The 21,534-nt window shown below is 50.0% G+C and carries 16 protein-coding genes; 13 read left to right on the top strand and 3 right to left on the bottom strand.

From position 1 onward, the window contains the following. Positions 1-90: 90 nt before the first annotated feature. Positions 91-1,266: a M20 family metallopeptidase gene (locus V5J77_RS18340; protein WP_338552253.1), complete on the bottom strand. Its 1,176-nt coding sequence runs from the start codon at positions 1,264-1,266 to the stop codon at positions 91-93. Positions 1,267-1,487: 221 nt separating this feature from the next. Next, entirely contained in the window at positions 1,488-2,315 is an 828-nt protein-coding gene (locus V5J77_RS18335; RefSeq protein WP_338552252.1) for an AraC family transcriptional regulator, read from the bottom strand. 142 nt (positions 2,316-2,457) lie between these two features. On the opposite strand from V5J77_RS18335, the gene V5J77_RS18330 reads away from it, so the two are divergent. The 5 genes from V5J77_RS18330 to phoU all read left to right on the top strand — a co-directional run bounded on the left by V5J77_RS18330 (position 2,458) and on the right by phoU (position 9,930). Then, a complete protein-coding gene (locus V5J77_RS18330) occupies positions 2,458-4,524 on the top strand; it encodes a beta-galactosidase (protein WP_338552251.1) in 2,067 nt (688 codons plus the stop codon). A 176-nt stretch (positions 4,525-4,700) separates the two neighbouring features. Next, positions 4,701-6,812 carry a methyl-accepting chemotaxis protein gene (locus tag V5J77_RS18325; RefSeq protein ID WP_338552250.1) on the top strand — a complete coding sequence of 704 codons (2,112 nt, stop codon included), beginning with the start codon at positions 4,701-4,703 and terminating at the stop codon, positions 6,810-6,812. 208 nt (positions 6,813-7,020) lie between these two features. After that, positions 7,021-8,238: a methyl-accepting chemotaxis protein gene (locus V5J77_RS18320; RefSeq protein ID WP_338552249.1), complete on the top strand. Its 1,218-nt coding sequence runs from the start codon at positions 7,021-7,023 to the stop codon at positions 8,236-8,238. 211 nt (positions 8,239-8,449) lie between these two features. Further along, entirely contained in the window at positions 8,450-9,205 is a 756-nt protein-coding gene (gene pstB, locus V5J77_RS18315; RefSeq protein ID WP_338552248.1) for a phosphate ABC transporter ATP-binding protein PstB, read from the top strand. Positions 9,206-9,270: 65 nt separating this feature from the next. Further along, positions 9,271-9,930: a phosphate signaling complex protein PhoU gene (gene phoU, locus V5J77_RS18310; RefSeq protein WP_338556911.1), complete on the top strand. Its 660-nt coding sequence runs from the start codon at positions 9,271-9,273 to the stop codon at positions 9,928-9,930. Between the two features lie 77 nt (positions 9,931-10,007). On the opposite strand, the gene V5J77_RS18305 is transcribed toward phoU, so the two are convergent. Then, entirely contained in the window at positions 10,008-10,910 is a 903-nt protein-coding gene (locus V5J77_RS18305; protein ID WP_338552247.1) for a LysR family transcriptional regulator, read from the bottom strand. Between the two features lie 167 nt (positions 10,911-11,077). Between V5J77_RS18305 and V5J77_RS18300 the strand changes: the two genes are divergently transcribed. From V5J77_RS18300 to mutM, 8 genes are all read left to right on the top strand, one after another. After that, positions 11,078-12,034, top strand: coding sequence for a phosphate ABC transporter substrate-binding protein PstS family protein (locus V5J77_RS18300; RefSeq protein WP_338552246.1), 957 nt, complete (start codon positions 11,078-11,080; stop codon positions 12,032-12,034). A 76-nt stretch (positions 12,035-12,110) separates the two neighbouring features. Beyond that, on the top strand, positions 12,111-13,034 hold the full coding sequence (gene pstC, locus V5J77_RS18295; RefSeq protein WP_338552245.1) for a phosphate ABC transporter permease subunit PstC: 924 nt from the start codon (positions 12,111-12,113) through the stop codon (positions 13,032-13,034). Then, on the top strand, positions 13,031-13,918 hold the full coding sequence (gene pstA, locus V5J77_RS18290; protein ID WP_338552244.1) for a phosphate ABC transporter permease PstA: 888 nt from the start codon (positions 13,031-13,033) through the stop codon (positions 13,916-13,918). The genes pstC and pstA overlap by 4 nt, the downstream gene beginning before the upstream one ends. 14 nt (positions 13,919-13,932) lie before the next feature. After that, positions 13,933-14,691 carry a phosphate ABC transporter ATP-binding protein PstB gene (gene pstB, locus V5J77_RS18285; RefSeq protein ID WP_338552243.1) on the top strand — a complete coding sequence of 253 codons (759 nt, stop codon included), beginning with the start codon at positions 13,933-13,935 and terminating at the stop codon, positions 14,689-14,691. 195 nt (positions 14,692-14,886) lie between these two features. Continuing rightward, positions 14,887-16,518, top strand: coding sequence for a GGDEF domain-containing protein (locus tag V5J77_RS18280; RefSeq protein ID WP_338552242.1), 1,632 nt, complete (start codon positions 14,887-14,889; stop codon positions 16,516-16,518). Continuing rightward, positions 16,469-17,704: an EAL domain-containing protein gene (locus V5J77_RS18275; RefSeq protein WP_338552241.1), complete on the top strand. Its 1,236-nt coding sequence runs from the start codon at positions 16,469-16,471 to the stop codon at positions 17,702-17,704. The genes V5J77_RS18280 and V5J77_RS18275 overlap by 50 nt, the downstream gene beginning before the upstream one ends. A 214-nt stretch (positions 17,705-17,918) precedes the next feature. Next, positions 17,919-20,594, top strand: coding sequence for a DNA polymerase I (gene polA / locus V5J77_RS18270; protein ID WP_338552239.1), 2,676 nt, complete (start codon positions 17,919-17,921; stop codon positions 20,592-20,594). A 48-nt stretch (positions 20,595-20,642) separates the two neighbouring features. Then, positions 20,643-21,500 (top strand): DNA-formamidopyrimidine glycosylase, encoded by an 858-nt coding sequence (gene mutM, locus V5J77_RS18265; protein WP_338552238.1) that lies wholly within the window; start codon positions 20,643-20,645, stop codon positions 21,498-21,500. Positions 21,501-21,534: the final 34 nt, after the last annotated feature.

Raw genomic sequence — 21,534 nt, 5'->3', positions numbered from 1 at the left:
TGGCTATCAGAGAACGTAAATGAAATGACAGCAGCGGCAGTCTAAGACTTCCTTTTCAAGTCTTGGCTTGCCGCTGCTTATATGACCAGCTTAATTCAAATTTAAAGATTGCTGCTCAAATTCCGTTCTAATCCGTGCTAGTAAGGCCGGGTCATTGAACACATCCGCAGCCGTTCCGGCAAGCATTTTCGCGCCGAAAATCATCCGCTCCAGCGCCCGCTCCGTAATGGCTGCATCACGGAACCCTTCCGTATGCAGCAGCAGACGCTCCTCAACGATTTTCACATAGGGATGAATGGCTGGGCAGCGGGTAGACACATTGCCGAGATCAACGGAGCCGTGATCCTTGCCGATTTGTATTTCATCTGGCCGAATACCTGCTTCTATCAGGTTCGCGGAAAATTGCTCCGACAGCGCCTCATTCGTGCGCAGCTCATCGTATGACAGCTCATAGTTGTTCGTCCGCAGCGTACAGCCTGTCTGCAGGGCTGCACCTTCAGCGCAGCGAAGCACCTTCGCTGTCAGCTCGTTCGTATACGTGCGTGAAGCCGAGCGAATATAAAATTTCGCCGAGGCATAGTCAGGGATAATGTTGGGCGCCTTGCCGCCATTATCAATAATGCCATGAATGCGTGTATCGCTGCGGGTTTGCTGACGCAAGGCATTAACGCTGTTGAACAACTGGATAACTGCATCAAGCGCATTAATTCCCTCATAGGGGCTTGCTGCCGCATGAGCAGCCGCTCCATTAAATTCGAATTGCACAGCGTCCATCGCCAGCGATTCGCCGGATTTTTCAAACGTATGATAAGGATGCGCCATCAGGGCGAAATCGCAATCATCGAATAAGCCGGCTTCCGCCATCGGCACCTTGGCGCCCTTCGTCTCTTCCGCAGGCGTGCCGTAGACGCGAATGCTGCCTGCCTCCAAAACGGATTTCAAGCCAACCGCGGCTCCAATGCTCATCATGCAAATAAGATGATGGCCGCAGGCATGGCCGATTTCCGGTAAAGCGTCGTATTCACATAGAAAAGCGGCGACAGGGCCAGGTCTGCCTGTATCATAGGTAGCGATGAAAGCAGTAGCCAGCCCTAGCGTGCCCCGTTCAACGCTAAAGCCTTGACGCTCTAGCTCCGCACACAGCGCCGCTGAGGCTTTAAATTCCTCATGCCCAAGCTCTGGATTTGCAAAAATCGAACGGGAAATGGCCTTGAATTCCTCGCTATGACGATCTATTTCCTCAAAAATCGTAGGTTTATTCAACATCCTCTTCATTCCTTTCTAAACAACCACTTGTCACGGCATATTAAATCAAGCAGATGCTGGCATTATAACATGCCGTGCAGTCCACTAGATAGCCAGCCGAATAAGCGGGGCTGCAAGCCGTGCAAGTCGTGCAAGTCATGCAAGTCGCACAAGCCAATAAGGCGCAGTACCAAACGTTTAGTAAGCGGCTAGTCTCGTCCCATGCTCTGCGGATAACAGGGTTAACGCATGCCGTGCATTTTTTTAAACTGCTCAGGGCCCACGCCCTCAAGACGTTTAAAGACGGAGCTGAAATAGCTTGCGCTGTCGAAGCCGGACAGCTTGGCAATTTCCTGCATTTTTAGCGTGCTCTCACGAAACATCAGCTGCTTGCTGCGGTTGATACGCTCGCGGTTGACGTATTCCATCGGTCGCATGCGCATCGCTTTCTTAAATAGCAGGCATAAGTATTGAGGTGTCACATGAATTGAACCTGCTAAATCCTCAATCGTAATGAGGCTGTCAGCATGTGCTTCAATGTACTGAATGACGGGATGGAGCCTCGACAAGCTTTGATGCGCGGAATGAGAGCTGACACGAACGACCTTCATCAGATCTAGCAGCATCGCGTAGAGCAGCTTTGAGCATTCCAGTCCGAGGAACGGGCGATCCGACTGCGACATGGCGTAGATGCTGCGCATATGTGAAATTAATACCTCTCCATCTGCTGTTGCATAGACGCCGGATTCAGTAATGCCGGCCTGCCCGAACAACGTTTCACACAGGCTGCCGCCAAAGCTTACAAAATGCACATCCCACGGCTCGCGGGTCGCATAATACCGATGGGGCACACCGGGGAACAGGCAGAAGCCTTGGCCATTTTTCACCGAATAGCTTTTCTCTTCTATAATAAGCTCGCCTTCACCAGAAGCTACCTGCAGCCATTGATAGTGAGGAAAGCCATTCATGCGATCAATGGCCTCCTGATTGCTCCAATGTCCGATAATGTCGACGAAAAGCGGCAGCGCAAGCTCGGTATCTGTTACAAGCGGGAATGCAATGGTATCCATTTGCTGCACATCCTGTTTCATATTTTTATAGCGATAATAATATTGTGAGATTTAGTTTCGATAAAACGAGCTATATAATATGAATATAGTTAAAGAATGGGCGTTCGTCAAACGAGGGCCGCTATTACAGGAGGTTATACAGATGAGCAGCAAATTTCCCCCAATCAGCTCGAAAATTCCCAAAATGCTTCATGGCGCGGATTATAATCCGGACCAGTGGCTTAAATATCCTCATATCCTTGAGGAAGATATTCGTTTAATGAAATTATCGCACAGCAATGTCATGTCGGTTGGTATTTTCGGCTGGGTTGCCCTTGAGCCAGAGGAAGGCGTCTTCACCTTTGAATGGATGGATCAATTGCTCGATCGTTTTGCGGCTAATGGCATTTATGCACTGCTTGCAACGCCGAGCGGAGCAAGACCGGCATGGATGTCCTCCAAATACCCGGAAGTGCTCCGTGTAGATGAGAACGGCATTCGCAATCTGCATGGCGCACGTCATAACCATTGCTTCTCCTCTCCGGTGTACCGCGAGAAAGTGCAAATGATGAATACGAAGCTGGCTGAGCGTTATTCGAGTCACCCGGCTGTTATTGGCTGGCATATTTCCAATGAGTTCGGCGGCGAATGCCATTGCGATCTGTGCGCCGAGGCGTTCCGCGGCTGGCTGCAGCAGCGTTATGGCACACTTGAGGCATTAAATGATGCTTGGTGGACGACGTTCTGGAGTCATACCTATACCGATTGGAGCCAAATTGATACACCGACGCAACGCGGAGAAAGAGCTGTTCACGGCATGAATGTGGACTGGATGCGTTTTGTTACTGATCAGACGGTGGACTTCTGTCGTAAGGAGATGGAGCCGCTTCGCGCTATTAATCCGGAGCTCCCGATTACAACTAATTTTATGCTCGACTTCGAAGGGCTGAATTATTGGAAGTTTGCGGATATGCTCGATATGATTTCGTGGGATGCATACCCAACCTGGCACAGCCTCGAAAGCGATAGCGAGCTTGCGGCTTGGATCGGCTTCAACCATGACATTTTCCGCTCGCTTAAAGGCGGTAAGCCATTTATGCTGATGGAAAGCACGCCAAGCATGACGAACTGGCAGCCGGTAAGCAAGCTGAAGAAGCCAGGCATGCATCTGCTGTCTTCCATGCAGGCCGTAGCCCATGGCTCGGATACCGTGCAATATTTCCAATGGCGCAAAAGCCGCGGCTCCAGCGAGAAGCTGCATGGCTCGGTCGTTGACCATGTCGGACATGAGCATACCCGTGTATTTAAAGATGTAACAGACGTAGGCCATGCGCTTACAAAGCTTGAGGATGTGGTCGGCACAACGGTTAAGCCCGAAGTTGCGATCATATATGATTGGGAAAACCGCTGGGCGGTCAAAGACTCTCAAGGCCCGCGCAACTGCGGCATTCATTACGAGGAAACAGCGCGCAAGCATTACCGTCCATTCTGGGAGCTTGGCATACCAGTGGACATTATTGATTCCGAATGTGCATTGGATTCATATAAAATCGTAATTGCTCCTATGCTGTATATGGTGCGTCCAGGCGTTGGCGAGGCTATTGAGAAGTTTGTTGAAAATGGCGGCACGTTTATAGCGACTTACTGGACAGGCATCGTTAACGAAAGCGATTTATGCTTTTTGACAGGCTTCCCTGGGCCGCTTCGCAAAACGCTCGGCATCTGGTCAGAGGAAATCGATTCCCTTCATGACGGCGAGACGAATCGCGTAGTGATGTCGGAGGGCAATGCTCTCGGCTTGTCGGGCGAGTACGAAGCGCATGAGCTTTGCGATCTTATCCACCTTGAAGGAGCAGAGTCGCTGGCCGTATACGGCGAGGATTTCTATGCTGGCCGTCCGGCATTGACGGTAAACCGCTTGGGCAAGGGGAAAGCGTATTATGTAGCTTCCCGCAATAAAGAACCATTTTTCACGGATTTCTTCAAGGCGCTAGTGGAGCAGGAGGGCATTCGCAAAGTGCTGGATACCGAGCTGCCTGAAGGCGTAACCGCACAGCTGCGCAGCGATGGGGAGACGGACTATGTATTTGTATCCAACTTTACACCGCAAGAGCAGCAAGTAGTGCTCGATGACCACGCTTATGAGGATGTTTTGAATGGTGGACATGTGGGGGCTGCACTTTCCCTTGCTGCGTATGATGTTCGGATTTTGAGACGTAAATCTTGTTAATCATTCCAACGCTTGGGCAAGAGCCGCGAATTTTATTCGCGGTTTTTTGCATTCAAAAATGCTTTAAATTACACATTAGGTAAGAAGAATTAACAATATAGTTCTATATACCTATAAAAATATAAGTATTTATTGTCGATTAACGATTCATGTTGTTTTGAAGGGGAGCGGGTAATATGAGAAAGAACCACTTGCATTTATCTTTGACGGTTAAATTGGTATCCAGTGTCATCATTTGCTTGCTTGCCATCTTCAGTGTCATGATTACTCTCAATTTGAATCAGCTGCGGACGCTTGCCGTTACGAAAGGCGAGCAGGAGGGGCAAATTGCTGGAACAGATTATATGATGATGATTCAAAGGGAAATGACAGCAGTGGAGTCGAAGCTTGAGAATTTGAAATTTACGCTTCAGAATACCCGCAGCGAACAGCAGCTGTCGCGGGAAAACGTCGTAGAGCTGTTGGAAACCATGGTTGAAAATGATCCGCGAGTGCTCGCTTATTATACGCTCTGGGAGCCAAATGCTTTTGATCAGAAAGATGAGGACAACATTAATTTTAAGCCTTACGATGATGTAACAGGTCGCTTTATCCCTTATGTTTTCCGTAATGGAGGCAGTACGGCAGTTAGTCCGCTAACGGATTATACGGTACAAGGGGCTGGCGATTATTATTTACTGCCTAAGGAGTCTAAAAAAACGACCTATGTCGATCCTTATTTTTATGAGGTAGCTGGTCAGCAGGTGCTGATTACATCAATTGTTTTACCGATAATGGATCAAAGCGGCGCCTTTCTAGGCATCGTTGGCGCTGACATATCAATTGAAAGCTTTCAAAAAGCAGCAGCCGAATATACTCCGATGGGCGGGCATGTATCGCTTATAAGTGAAAAAGGGAAATATTTGGCTAATCCCAACGATCCAGCCACTTTAAATCAGCCTTTTGGCGATAATGCCGAAAAACAGGCATTGCTGGATGATGTGATAAACGGAACGCGCCTATCGGGCTATACCCCGAATGCAGACGGAGACGAAGTGCTGAGGCTGTTCGAGCCGATCGCATTGCCAGGAAGCACCCAGTTCTGGTACAGTCAAAGCGTTATTCCGAAAACAGCGATTTTTGCTGAATTTACGAAGAGTCAGACGAGTCTGCTTATCGTTGCGATAAGTTCAATGCTTTTATTAGGTGTTATTATTTCTCTCCTGATTCGCTTTATGGTCATTCGCAAGCTGCAATTGTTTAACATTAGCCTTGAAAAAATGGCCGAGGGCGACCTCACCCAGACGATTGCTATAAAACAGCAGGATGAGCTGGGTAAAATGGCGGCCTCCTTCAATAGCATGACCGAGAAGCTGAGGAGCATGTTCCAGCTCGTGACGAATCTTGGAATAGCCGTCAGTGAAACGTCGGAGCAGTTGACGGCTAGCGCTGACCAGACGAGCAAGGCATCCGAGACGATTGCCGAATCCATTCAGACGGTGGCGATGGATGCCGAGTCGCAAAATCAATATGCAGGCGGCACCGCCGAGGCCATGCAGGCGATGTCCAGCCATGTTCAGCGCATAGCTGAATCGAGCGATCAGGTAGCGGCCTCTGCCAATGGCGTCGCGCTCCAGACGGCCGATGGTTATCAAATGATGCAGCAGGCTGTCCGGCAAATGGGACAAATCCAGCAATCAGTTACCGAGACGGAAGCAGCGATTGATCGGCTTAATGAACGCTCTGCTCAGATTGGACAAATGACAGGCCTGATTACAGCGATCAGCGTACAAACAAATTTGCTGGCGCTGAATGCTGGCATTGAGGCTGCGCGTGTCGGTGAGCATGGCCGAGGCTTTGCAATAGTAGCCCAAGAGGTGCGGAAGCTGGCGGAGCAAACGAAGCAGGCTGCGGATCAAGTGTCACAGCTTGTGAATGGCATCCGCAGCGATACGGAGCATGTGGCGCTAACGATGCAAAGAGGCTCCCAGGAAGTGGCAAGCGGCGCGCAAACCGTGGAAGGAAGCGGCGAGCTCTTTCATGCAATAATGAGTGAAATGAGCGCGGTGAGCGGTCAAATTCAAGAGGTTTCAGCAGCGGCTGGTCAAATGAATGCAAGCTCGCAGCAAATGACCGCAAGTGTTGAGCAAATGGCGGTTATAGCTGGCGATACCGCATCGAATTCTCATAATGTTGCGGCAGCCTCCGAGGAGCAGCTAGCGTCGATGCAGCAAATATCGGCAGCGGCTGAATCGCTCGACCATATGGTTCAGGAGCTGCTAGGAAAACTGTCGCAGTTTAAAATTTAACCTTTATGTAAGAAACCTTTATTAAGAAACCGTTATTCCCCTGTTGATTCAGCAGCGGAATAACGGTTTTTTGTTCCTTTTCCTTAAAGTGGAATCTCTCGTTGGCGGGCTTGGTCTAATTTGACATTGCGTTAACATAGCATAGTATTTCTGTTGATGCTAAAGACCTATAGTAAAGCAAGAAGGACTCACGGAGGGATGATGACAAATGACGACTGCTGAGCTGGCGCATCCGATGGATATACAGCTGGATATGGATGAATTAGAAGCCAATCTTCCAGAGCAACAGGCAGAAAATATCTTAACTTTAGAGACTGCCGATAGGATGCAGCAGGCAGACGCTCCATTGGAGCAGGCTGTCCAGCTTGTTGATTTTATTCGTCAGGCACCGTTTGTACGGGAGGAGCGGACCTGCAAAGAGACGATAGCTGTCTTCAAGCAGCATCCCGAATCGGAATGTGTCGTCATTTGCGACGCCGCATGCAAAGTAAAGGGACTTATGATGCGGAAGCATTTTTTTCTAAAGCTGGGCCATCGTTTCAGTGCTGATTTGTATTATGAGAAGCCTATTACCGTCATGATGGATGCAGCCCCGCTCATTATAGATAGGGACAGTGCACCGGAGCATCTCATTGAGCGGGCGCTTAATCGTCAGGAAAAAGTGCTCTATGATTGCGTGCTTGTAACAGAGGATGATAGGTTCGCAGGCATCTTGACGGTTGCCGACTTGCTAAAGCTTTCGAAAAGGCTACAGGAGGAGGCAGAGCAGGCCCAGCGCAGGACGATTCAATCTGCAGAAGAGCGAGTAAAGGAAATCGAATCAGCGATTCAAAGCGTGCGTGGCTCCACGGAGGAGGGTGAGGAGCTGTCGGTCGTGATGGTGGATTTGACGCTAAAGGGGAAGAACGAGCTGGATAAAGTAACGCAAGCATTCGTCTCTATTGCTGCGAATTCACAGCTGCAGGAGGAGCAGATGCGTTCGTTGCAGGCGGAGGCTGGCTCGATTAGCAAGGTGTCAGGGCTTATAAAGGAGCTTGCAGAGCAAAGCAATTTGCTTGCGATTAATGCTTCGATTGAAGCGGCGCGGGCTGGCGAGCAGGGGCGGGGCTTTGCGGTCGTAGCTGGCGAAGTGATGAAGCTGGCGAATCAGACGAAAGCATCGGCTGCTACGATTACATCGCTTATCCAGACGATCATTCAGAAAATCGAACAGACGGCGCAGCTCGCGCAAAGCGGCAGATTGGAGACGGCATCAAGTGAAGCGCATGTGCATGAGGTAGAAGGCGCATTCAATAGCCTATTTCATGCGGCGGCTGACAATCGCAGCAATGCCGGACAAATTGGAACACTGGCTGAGCGGGCTTATTTGCAAGTGCAGCATGTTGCGGACGAGATGAGCAGCCTGCAAAAAAGCAGGCTCTCCTAAATCGTCTACTTTTAACACCGCGTTAACATAAATCCAATATAAGATTTACAAACAATCTGTAACATATAGAAGCGTGGTGGAAAAGGCGTAACGGAATGAAAAGCTTGAGCTGGAGAAGCGTTAGCGTTCGCTTAAAGCTTTCCGCAGGAAAGCAGCATCGTAAGCATACGCTTTTACCCCGGGCAATGGAAAGCAATAAGGAGGAGAACATTTGGAAGCGCTAATTAACATAGACAAGCTGAACCTGTACTACGGAGCGTTTCACGCACTGAAGAATGTATCGCTTACAATTCCGGCTAAGGCGATTACCGCCTTTATTGGGCCTTCCGGCTGTGGCAAATCGACCTTGCTGCGGACGCTTAACCGCATGAATGACATGATTCAAGGGACGAAGATTGAAGGCAGCATCATGATTGATGGACAAAATATTTATTCGAATGAAGTAGAGGTAGAGGCGCTGCGCCGTAAAATCGGCATGGTATTCCAGCAGCCGAACCCTTTTCCGAAGTCCATTTATGATAATGTGGCTTATGGTCCGCGCCTGCACGGCATTACAAACAAAAAAGAGCTTGATGAAATTGTAGAAACGAGCTTGAAATCCGCGGTGCTGTGGGGCGAAGTGAAGGATTCCTTGAAGCGCTCGGCACTTGGCTTATCGGGCGGTCAGCAGCAAAGGCTGTGTATCGCAAGAGCGATTGCGGTAAATCCGGATATTTTGCTGATGGACGAAGCGACCTCGGCGCTTGATCCGATTTCCACCTTGAAAATCGAGGAGCTTACCCAGGAGCTAAAGGATAAATATACGATTGTCATGGTTACGCACAATATGCATCAGGCGGCTAGGGTGTCAGGTCAAACGGTATTTTTCCTGAACGGCGAGGTCGTTGAATATGCGGATACAGAAAAGCTGTTCTCCAATCCAACCGACCAGCGCACGGAGGATTATATTTCTGGACGCTTCGGCTAATGCCGATCACGCGGGCTCATGCGTTTCCATGTAAAGATTGATCATTTGGGAGGAAAGTTAAAATGATGACAACACGCAAGGAGTTCGACCACGGTCTCGAGCAGCTTCATGATTTTGTAATTGAGATGGGGAATTTTGTTGAACATGCATTGGTCGAAGCCATCGAAGCATTAAAAGCCGTTGATGTGGGGCGCGCACAGCGAGTTATCTCAGCGGATCCTTTGCTCAATCAACTGGAGGAGAAAGTAACGGAGCTTGGTGCAAAGCTCATTGCGACGCAGCAGCCGGTAGCGAAGGATTTGCGCCGTATATTATCCTCCTTCCGCATTGCCAGCGATCTGGAGCGGATGGGTGATCTTTCGGTTGATATTGCTAAGGTCGTATTGCGTATGGATGGGCAGGAACTAATTAAGCCGCTCATTGATCTTCCCCGCATGGCTGAAATTGTACAAATGATGACAACGGAATCCATCCAATCCTTCATCCAAGAAAATGTCGATCTCGCTTACAAAATGGCAAAGGATGACGACCAGGTCGATGCGCTGTACGGGCAAATTACCCGCGAGCTTTACTCCCTCATGATGGAAAACCCGCGCAACATAACGCAGTCCTCGCTGCTTAGCTTTGTTGGCCGATACCTTGAGCGCTTCGGCGACCACGCCACTAACATCGGTGAGAGCGTCGTCTACATTGTGACAGGCACAAGACCAGATTTGAACGTTTAACTTAGAAATGTAGTCAATTAATCATCTAGTGAAAAGAGCTCCATTTCCACTGCCGTGGAAATGGGGCTTTTTAATTTTTATAAGCCGATGATTTCCAGCACCTGCTGCATAAAAGCTTGATCCCAATGCTGGCTTCGCCAGCTTGCCGTCATGGTCCACCGCGCTGCTTCATCGTCCAGCACAGTGAGCGTTAACTCAAGCTCCTCAAGTTTTGCCGCATGCGGCAATAAGCATTCGGGCAAGATAGCAAGATCTCCGCTGGCCGCAGCGGCATGTAGAAGCAGCTCTACCGATCCGTAGGAGGCGAATGAGGTTAGCGAATACTGGCATTTGCGGCTCCACTCATGAATGTGCTGAGCAACGGAGCTGTCAGCAAGCTCGACAAACTCATATTTTTCGAGCTGCGAATAAAGGGAGCGTTCCTCTGAGCTCTCATATAAAGGATGCTGCCGAGGAATAATAAGCCGGAGCGGCGAGGCGCCCATCGTCTGATAGCGAAATTCGCTACCCTCTGCCTGCTGCTTGCCTGCTCCATACAAAATAAAGTCGATCGTTCCCAGATGCAGCTTTTGATAAAGCTCATCCTCATCATGAACGGCAACGGAGATAACGGCGGCATGGCTGCCTGTCAGTGCCCGAAGCTTTCCTATTGCGGCGCTGCTCGTCAAATAAGCAGCGGTGCTGGTCGTACAGCCAATCACAAAACGATTTTTCTCTGCTGCATGAATGGCACCAAGCCGCGATTCCGCCTCGCTGTATAATTGGTCAATTTGCGAAGCATAATGAAGCAGCAGCTTGCCATTTTTCGTGAGCAGCACCTTTCCCGTTCGCATTTCGAACAGCTTGACGCCCCATTCCTCCTCCATCTTCTTCATATGAAAGCTGACGGTAGGCTGCTTGATTTGCAGGGCATTGGCTACTGCGGTGATCTGTTTATAGCGATCAATGAGGACCATTAACTTCATTTTTAACAAACTCATGCGCTGCCTCCTGAAATCTTTCATTTTATCTATATCATATCCATATTCATAGAAAAAATCTATGATATTTAATTGATCATTTTACAAACCGAAAACATTAGGATAATGCCCCCGATCTACAATAGGTCTTGTGAAGCAAACAAGGTATTGAGAGGGGAAAATAAGAAATGAAGAAGTCTTTGATGTTGATTATGGCAATGGTACTGACATTTACACTGGCTGCATGCGGCCAAGCAAGCAATGGAGGTACGGCAGCTGGCAATACAACTAGCTCCAGCAGCCCATCGACTGAGCCATCCGCTGAACCATCTGCAGAAGCATCGTCGCTTACAGGCTCGATTCTAGCAACAGGCTCCTCTGCACTTCAACCATTGGTTGACCAAGCCTCGAAAATGTTCATGGAAAAAAACAGCGGCGTTACAATTCAAGTACAAGGCGGCGGCAGCGGTACGGGCCTGACGCAAGTATCCGAAGGACAAGCAAATATCGGCAACTCCGACGTTTATGCAGAAGAGAAGCTGGATGCAGATAAAGCAAAAGCATTGGTTGATCACCAAGTGGCAGTAGTCGCTATGGCAGCAGTTGTAAACAAGGAAGTAAAAGTAGACAACCTGACGAAGCAGCAGCTGGTTGATATTTTCACAGGCAAAGTAACGAACTGGAAAGACCTTGGCGGCGACGATGCAGCAATCGTAATCGTAAACCGTCCTGCAAGCTCCGGTACTCGCGCTACTTTTGAGAAATATGCACTTGGTCAAAAATCCGAAGACCTACAAGGCTCGATCCAAGAGGATTCTTCCGGTACAGTTAAGAAAATTATCGGCGAAACACCAGGCGCTATCGGTTACCTTGCTCTTTCTTACCTCGATGATTCCATCAAATCCGTTAGCTATGACGGCGTAGCAGCTAACGTAGAAAACGTTGCTAACGGCACTTATCCAGTATGGGCTTACGAGCACATGTATACAAAAGGCGAGCCTGATGCAGCTTCCAAAGCATTCTTGGAATACATGATGAGCGACGAGATCCAAAACGATAAAGGATTGGTTGTTGAACTGGGATACATCCCAACTAGCCAAATGCAAGTCGTTCGCGATCTTGACGGCAACATCACTAAGAAGTAGCAGCTAATCATTCATAGGCCAGCAGAAGAGGCGGATGCGCAATCTGCCTCTTTCTGGCTGTATAGAGGAGATCATTATGGCGCAAACGATACCGAAAAAAACAGCGGGCAATGGCCGTTCTGCGGGCAAAAACCATTTTGTAGAGGAATGGGTCGGTAAAGTATATACAACCTTATGTGTCTTGTTTTTGGTTGCGACGATTATTGCCATGGTGTATTTTGTCGCATCCCGTGGACTAAGCACCTTTTTTAAAGATCATGTAAACGTATTTGAGCTTTTAGGCGGTTTAAAATGGAGCCCGGAAGGATCTCCCCCATCCTTCGGTGCATTCCCGTTCATCTTCGGCTCCTTCAGCACGTCGCTGCTTGCGGCATTGCTCGCGGCACCGCTTAGCATCTGTGCTTCCATCTTTATGATTGAAATTACGCCAAAGTTTGGACGCAAGTTTTTGCAGCCCGTTATTGAGCTGCTTGCGGGCATTCCCTCCGTCGTATACGGCTTTATCGGTCTTAGCGTCATCGTGCCTTTATTCCGTGATATTTTTCCTGGACAAGGCTTGGGCGTAGCTGCGGGTGCACTTGTATTGTCCATTATGATTTTGCCAACGATGACGACGGTTGCGACAGATGCACTTGCCTCCTTGCCTGCTGGACTTAAGGAAGGCTCTTACGCACTAGGTGCCACACGCTGGCAAACGATTTATCGCGTCGTCATTCCGACTACGCTTCCTTCACTCATGACGGGTGTCGTGCTCGGTATTGCACGGGCATTCGGCGAGGCGCTCGCTGTACAGATGGTTATCGGCAACGCGCCCTTTGTACCGCGCTCCCTGTTTGAGTCTGCTTCGACGCTGACTAGCGCTATTACGCTCAGCATGGGCAACACGGCTGCCGGCTCCACACATAACAATGCCTTATGGTCGCTTGCGTTGATTTTGATGCTCATGACATTCGTATTCGTATTTATCGTACGCTGGCTGGAAGGCAGGTCTAAACTATGAAACCAAAAACAGTAGATAAAATAGCCACAGCCGTCATTATTGGCGTAGCTGCATTCATCGTGCTGCTGCTCATTGGCTTGCTCGGCTTCATCCTTGTGCGCGGGCTAGGCCATATCAGCTTCAGCTTCCTGACCTCGGCTCCTGAATCGTTCAGAGAAGGCGGAGGGATTGGACCGCAGCTGTTCAACTCCTTGTTCCTGCTCGTGCTGACGATGATTATTACCGTTCCAATTGGGATAGGCGCAGGCATCTATATGAGTGAATATGCGAAGCCGAGCAAGCTGACTGATTTTATCCGGCTTGTCGTTGAGGTTTTATCTTCGTTTCCTTCTATTATTGTTGGTTTGTTTGGCTTGCTTATGCTGGTCAATTATTTCGGTCTCGGCTTTTCCTTGCTGGCGGGTGCGCTTGCGCTCACTGTGTTCAATTTGCCGCTGATGGTGCGGATTACAGAGCAGGGCCTCAAAAGCGTGCCAAGAGAGCAGAAGGAAGCCGCGCTTGCGCTCGGTCTTACGAAGTGGAAGACAATTACGTCCATTATGCTGCCCATCGCATTGCCGATCATTGTATCGGGCACGATTTTGGCTGCGGGCCGCGTATTCGGTGAAGCGGCGGCGCTGCTCTTTACGGCTGGCATGAGCTCGCCTAGACTCGATTTTTCGGATTGGAACCCGCTGAGCCCGGTATCGCCCCTTAACCCTTTGCGTCCGGCTGAAACGCTTGCGGTTCATATTTGGAAAATCAATTCCGAGGGACTTGCTCCCGATGCTGCGGAAATTGCTGCTGGAGCTTCGGCAGTGCTGGTCATCACCGTGCTGCTGTTTAATTTAATCGCACGCTGGCTAGGCCGCTTTATGTACCGCAAGTTTACCGCAACGAAATAGGAGGATGGCAGCATATGGCTGAAAATGGCATATCCGTACGCGATTTAAGCGTTTATTATGGCAGCAATAAGGCTGTTAAAAATGTAACGATCGATTTCGAAAATAAACAGGTTACAGCGCTCATCGGGCCGTCCGGCTGCGGGAAATCGACTTTTTTGCGGACGCTGAACCGAATGAACGATTTAATTCCGAATGCTAAAATGACCGGACAAATCTGGATTGGCGATGAGGATATCAACAATCCGAAAACCGATGTAGTGCTGCTGCGCAGACGCATCGGGATGGTATGGCAGAGGCCGAACCCATTTCATAAGTCGATTTATGAAAATATTGCTTTTGGCCCGCGCTACCACGGCATCAAAAATAAAAGCGAGCTCGATGAGCTTGTAGAGGAATCGCTGCGCAAAGCGGCGCTTTGGGAAGAGACGAAGGACCGCTTGCATACGTCGGCGCTTAGGCTGTCAGGCGGACAGCAGCAGCGGCTATGTATTGCCCGCTCTATTGCGGTCAAGCCAGACATTATTTTGATGGATGAACCAGCCTCGGCGCTTGATCCGATTTCGACCTCGAAGGTCGAGGAGCTGATTACGGAGCTGAAGCAGGACTACTGCATCGTTATTGTCACGCACAATATGCATCAGGCGGCGCGGATTTCGGCCAAGACGGCGTTTTTCCTGTCCGGCGAGCTGGTGGAATTCGAAAATACGGAAAAAATGTTTACGAACCCAAGCAAAAAAGAAACGAGTGACTATATTTCAGGTCGTTTCGGGTGATCACCTTGCCTTCTTGCTTCCTGCGTAGTCTCAATCGGGCCGGTTTATGCCCCAGCAACAACTTCTGCCTGCTAAGCAAGCTGGTATGGAGTTGTTTTTTTGTCCTTTACAGTTAGTTTACATGAATATGTTACTGTGCTCACATTTGGCTGGTAAGGTAGAAGCAGAACAACCAAGACTAAAGGGAGACCTGGCATGGACGATATGGCAATTGGTCTGATCCATATAGAATTGCTCCAAGTGATGAAGGAAAGCTGGCGGCTTGGAGGTATTGGCGTCATATATATAAAACTAACAGGGGAACAAGTCTTGCCTGTAAATGGGATACGGATATGGGAGCGGAAGCTGGAGTCGTTCAGGCTGATCTGGAAGCATGGCTTTGAGCAGGAGTATTATTTTATGCTCGGCAGCAATGGCTCGAAGCTTTCGCCTGAACAGGCGTTGAAGGACAGTGCAGCAGAGCTGTCTAAACTCATAAGCCGAGAGCAAAATGCTTTAATTGGCCATGTGCTCGCTGATCCGCCGGCAGAGCAGAGTGCTGCTGCGGCTGAACAAGCCGCCTGGAAAGCAATTAGGGAAGCGTGGCAGCGAGCGAAACCGGTGTACAGCAGCATAGGAGGTACAGGCAGCCAGCCCGATGATGCGGCGATAAGCTCGATTAAGGAGATGCAGCGGGAAAAAACAGCTGTGCTGACCTATGCAGATAGGCAAAATCAGCAGGAGATAGCCGCTTCGCTTGAACCGGAAAAACGTGCAGGTACGGAGCAATCGGCGATCGCTTATTATGCAGCCCCGGGCATGAGCATTGGTGAGCAGGCAGCGCCGTTTCCCGTCTTTTCAACACAAGCGCGCGTGGCGGAAATTGCCGATTTTTTCAATAGGAATGGCAAGGAGCAATGCGTTATTTTACAGGAGGAGGGGCGCCCTGTCGGCTTGCTGATGAAGCAGAGGCTGCATGAGCTGCTAGCGGGGAAATATGGGCTGCCGCTTTATTCTACTCGTCCTGTTGAAAAAATTATGAATGCAGCGCCATTAATTGTAGACGCGGACATGCCCATAGAGCAGGTGTCTCAGCTGGCGATGGCACGGGATATTTCCCATTTGTATGATGTCGTTATCATTACAGCGGGAGGACAGCTGCTTGGGGCAACGACGGTTCGCGATATTTTGGAGCGCATTACGTCGCTTCGCATGGAGGCGGCAAGATCAGCCAACCCGCTGACGGGTTTGCCCGGCAATGCGGGCATTCAGTTGGAGCTCGCTCGCAGGAGCAGCGGCGACAAGCCATTCGCCGTCATTTATGCGGATTTGGATTATTTCAAATGGTTTAATGATTGCTTTGGATTTAGCCAAGGCGACGCGCTTATTCGTTTTTTAGCTGATACGCTAGTCGGAATTAGGGATGAATACGGGATGGCGAGCGATTTTATCGGGCATATTGGCGGTGATGATTTCATTATGGTAACGGAGACCTCTTATGCTGAGAAAGTTTGCACCAGGCTGATTGAGCGTTTCGACGGCGGGGTAAAAAGGTATTACGGCGGGGTGGAAGTCAGTATGGTGGAGGATCGTCACGGCAATACAGTGGAGCAGGAAGGGGTTACCTTATCCCTATCTTTAATGCTTGCTGCCGGTGGAACGACGCCTAGTCATATATCTACTCTAACAGCGAAGCTTAAGAAGCGTGCCAAGATGCAAAAAGGCAGTGTGTATGTCATGCAAGATATGGCCTTTTGCACACAAGATCGTATGGCTACAGAGGGGATCGAAGTGAGACGTGGGACATCATCAAGCAATATTGCAGCGAAGCAGCCTTATAATGGATGAGAAGCCGGAAAATATTGGCGTTATTTATTTGTCCTGGCACAGTAAGCAGTCGGCAGGCGCCTTTCGGCAACTACCCCCCTCATTTAGGAAGAGATGGAAGCTATACATAGAAATGATGCTTTATGCCAGCCCGGAGACGGCTGCTCAAGTAAGGAACAAGATTTGGATGGGCGATGATTTGTATATCGTTATGGCTTTGCCAGACTTGCAGCAGCAGGAGTTACAGGACAATTTATTGCAGGCTGCAGGTAAATGGCAGGAAGAGGCTGAACGGGGGTTCAGTCGAGCCGAGCTCGGGCACATTGCAGATCTGTGTCTGCATGCGGGCGTAGGCTTGGTTGAGCGCAGCGATATAGGAAGCCCAGACTCCCGCCTGTATGAAGCTTTAAAGCAAGCGCTGCTATACGGCCAGCAAAAGGAATCCTTATCGCGCGCCAAGCGGCTTCAATATATGAACGGACTTATTCACGGCAAGCTGCTGATTCCCGTTTATCAGCCAATTATGTCGATTCAGGAAACCGGCGGCGAGCTGATGACATTCGGATATGAGGCACTTACGCGGTTCCCTAAAAATAATTGGTTTAACAATCCCCTTGAACTGTTTTCTTTCGCGGAGGAGCTGGGAGAGGTTGCGCGGCTGGATCAAACGGCGCGTGAGCAGGCAGTGGAGGGCAGCATCGGCCTTCAGTCCCATCAGAAGCTGTTTTTAAATATGACGGCGCAATTGCTAAATGAAGGAAGCCTTTACCTTGATCAGCTTGTCAAAATGATGGAGCAGAGGGGCTTGTCGCCTCATCATATCGTATTTGAAATTACCGAGCGTTCGGGTATTGAGGATTATGGCTCTGTGCTTGCCATACTTGCGCAATATCGCAGACAAGGCTTTCAAATTGCTATCGACGATGTAGGTGCTGGCTACTCCTCGCTGCAGGCCATTATTGAGCTGCAGCCGGATTATATTAAAGTAGACCGTTCCCTTATTATGGGCATAAATGAGCACGAGATGAAGGAGCATATTGTACATACGCTTGTCCAGTTGGCTGACAAAATGGCTATTGGGATTATCGCCGAAGGCATTGAGCATCAAGCGGAGCTGGACAAAGTAAAGGCAATGGGTGTGCATTATGCCCAAGGCTATTTTCTAGGGCGGCCGGGTGAAATTGCCGGTCTTGCTTATCAGCGATGACGGAATGAGAAAAGCTGTTTCTGAGCGATCCATATGGAGCTTGGAGAGAGCTTTTTTTCACGGGAAGGGAGATGTCTTAAGGGGACGGAAGCCTCACTGATACTAGCTGCGGTTGCGTGTCTATAGCAATGTTGTCAGCAGGGAGCGAGAAGGGAGCAAAGGCATTTGCAGTTATGGTATGATACCATTAGAACCGATAAATGAGGTGTCAATAATGGATAAATGGATGTTATTAGATGGAAATAGTATTGCGTACCGGGCATTTTTTGCTATGCCTCCGCTTACGAATTCGGCTGGTTTACATACGAATGCGATATATGGCTTTACGACGATGCTGCTTAAGCTGCTTGAAGATGAAAAACCGACGCATGTGCTCGTTGCATTTGATGCAGGGAAGGCAACCTTTCGCCATGAGGGTTACGCGGAATATAAGGGCGGACGGGAAAAAACGCCGCCGGAGCTGTCGGAACAGTTCCCGGTGCTCAAGGAGCTGTTGCAGGCTTTTCAAATTGCGCAGTTTGAGCTTAATGGATTTGAAGCGGACGATATTATCGGGACGCTCACACGGCTTGCGAACGAGCAGAAGGTGGAGACGCTTGTCGTCACGGGCGACAAGGATATGCTCCAGCTTGTATCGGAGCATGTAACCGTCGCGCTTACGCGTAAAGGCGTGAGCGAGCAGGAGCGATATTCGCCTGATGCCATTAAGGAGAAATACGGACTGACGCCTAATCAAATCATTGATTTGAAAGGGCTGATGGGCGATGCGTCCGACAACATTCCGGGCATTCCAGGCGTTGGCGAGAAAACAGCGCTGAAGCTGCTGCATGAATTTGGCACGGTTGAGGAAGTGCTGGCGAACACAGCCAGCCTGAAAGGCAAGATGAAGGAAAAGGTCGAGCAGCATAAAGAGGATGCGGTAATGAGCAAGAAGCTCGCGACGATTCACCGCGAGGTGCCGCTTGCCCCTGAGCAGGAGCCGGAGGCGATTCGCTACAACGGCTTTAATGGGCCGGCGCTTGCGGACATGCTGCGCCAGTTGGAGTTCAGGTCCGTTCAGGAACGGCTCGGACTGAGCGGCGAAGGAAGTGGTTCAGCAGGCGAAGCTGCCGAGCTGAACCTGACTGTAATCGAGTCGGCTGAGGATGCGCCGAAGCTCGCTGAGCTGATGAAGGCGCTTGAAGCGGATGAGAGCGGCTTCGGTTTGTATGTGGAGGCGATAGGTGAAAATCCGCATCAGGCCGAGCTGGTCGGGCTGGCGCTGGCGAGCGCAGAAGCGGCGTATGCACTTCCTTTCCCTGCGCTGAAGGAGGCGTTCACAGAGCCGCTGCGAAGCTGGCTTGCTGATCCAGCGAAGAAGAAGATCGGGTTTGATACGCATAAGGTCGAGCTGGCCTTGAAGTGGGCGGGCATCCCTTTAAGTGGCGTAAGCTTCGATGTGCAGCTCGCGGCTTATGTCATTGACCCGACAGAGTCAAGTCTATTGCTCTCGGGTATCGTCCATCGTTACGACCAGCCGTCTGTTCCTAATGATGAGTCGGTGTACGGCAAAGGAGCGAAGCTTAAGGTTCCAGCTGCGGCTGTGCTGTATCAGCATTTGGCAACGAAAGCCGATGCGGTGCGCAGAGTGGCGCCTTTGCAGCATAACGAGCTGAAGGAAACAAACATGCTCAGCTTATATGAAGAGTTGGAGCTGCCGCTTTCCGTTATTTTGGCAGGAATGGAGCATCAGGGTATTAGCGTCGAGAAGGCGGAACTGGAAACACTCGGCAGCGAGCTGGAGCGTCAGCTGAAGGCGCTGGTGACGGAAATTTACAAGCAGGCGGGTATGGAGTTTAATTTGAATTCTCCTAAGCAATTGGGCGAGGTGCTGTTCGAGAAGCTAGGCCTGCCCGCAAGGAAAAAGACAAAGACGGGCTACTCGACAGATGCGGAGGTACTGGAGGAGCTGGCGCCATACAGTGAAATTGTGCCGCTGATTTTGCATTATCGGACGCTTGCAAAGCTGCAATCCACCTATGTGGAAGGGCTGCTCAAGGAAGTTCGCGAGCAGACGGGCAAAATCCATACGTATTTCCGCCAAACTATTGCGGCAACGGGCCGTCTGAGCAGTCAATTTCCCAATTTGCAAAACATTCCGATTCGATTGGAGGAAGGCCGTAAAATCCGCAAAGCCTTCGTCCCGTCCGAACCGGGCTGGACCATTCTCGCAGCGGACTATTCGCAAATTGAGCTGCGTGTGCTCGCCCATATTTCCGGCGATGAGAATATGAAGGAAGCGTTCATTCAGGACATGGACATTCATACAAAAACGGCGATGGATGTATTTGGCGTTACCGAGGATCAGGTTGATTCAAATATGCGCCGCTCGGCGAAGGCGGTAAACTTTGGCATCGTGTACGGCATCAGCGATTTTGGGCTGTCCAACAACCTGAACATTACGCGCAATGAAGCCGGACGGTTTATTGAGCAATATCTCGGCGTCTTTAAAGGCGTGAAGTCGTTTATGGATCGAATTAAGGTTGAAGCGGCGAAGCAGGGGTACGTAACGACTTTGCTTGATCGCAGACGGTATTTGCCGGATATTAACCATTCAAATTTCAATAAACGTTCATTCGCTGAGCGAACAGCAATGAATTCCCCGATTCAAGGCACAGCGGCGGATATAATTAAGCTGGCGATGGTGCATATGAATCAGAAGCTGAAAGAGCTGAAGCTCAAAAGCCGAATGCTGCTCCAAGTACACGATGAATTGGTATTTGAGGTGCCGGAGGATGAGCTGGAACAGATGAAAAGGCTCCTTCCCGAGGTGATGGAGGCCGCCATAAAGCTCGATGTTCCGCTTAAGGCGGACGTTAGTTATGGAGCGAACTGGTATGAAGCGAAATAACCCGCTGGGAGCGGAAATCAGGTATAATAGACGTTGAGGTGAAAGGATATGCCGGAACTTCCAGAGGTAGAAACGGTTAGACGAACATTAATTGAGCTTGTTGCAGGAAAAAAGATTAAATCGGTTACGGTGCGGCTTCCCCGCATCATTCAGCGTCCGGCTGTGCCGGAGCAATTCGAGGATGCGCTTGTCGGCATGACGATCGAGACGGTCGAACGGCGCGGAAAGTTTCTGCGCATCGTGATGGACGGGCTTGTGCTCGTGTCGCATTTGCGCATGGAGGGCCGCTATGGATTATTCCAAAGCGATGAACCAATCGAGCTTCATACGCATGTCCTGTTCCATTTTGAGGATGGAACGGATTTAAGATATAAGGATGTCAGGCAGTTTGGTACGATGCATTTGTTCACGCCGGGAACGGAGTTCGAGCTGCCGCCGCTGAATAAGCTGGGCCTTGAGCCGCTGGAGCCTGCGTTTACCCGCGATGTGCTGCATGCCAAGCTGGCACGGCGATCTACGAAAATCAAGCCGCTGCTGCTCAATCAGGAATATGTGGTCGGACTCGGCAATATTTATGTGGATGAGGCGCTGTTTCAAGCGGGCATTCATCCCGAGCGGACCGCGAGCTCGCTTGCTTCTGGAGAGTGGGACAGGCTGCATGCCGCTATTTGCTCTACGCTTGGCAAGGCGGTGGAAGCGGGCGGTTCATCCATTAAATCATACGTGAACGGACAAGGCGAGATGGGCATGTTTCAGCATCAATTGCTCGTTTATGGCAGGAAGGACGAGCCCTGCCATACTTGTGGAGGAGTTATTGAGAAGTTTGTCGTTGGCGGCAGAGGCACGCATATTTGCCCTAGCTGCCAGAAGGTGCCGGAGCAAGCGGGCGGGCAAAGCGCGGGCTGATTGCGTATACGAAAGCCAGGCCATTGATGCTAAA

Origin of the sequence: Paenibacillus sp. KS-LC4 (genome assembly GCF_036894955.1) — a bacterium.
GTDB lineage: Bacteria > Bacillota > Bacilli > Paenibacillales > Paenibacillaceae > Pristimantibacillus.
The sequence above is the reverse complement of the archived record's forward strand: the minus strand, read 5'-3'. Positions and strand labels throughout refer to the sequence as shown.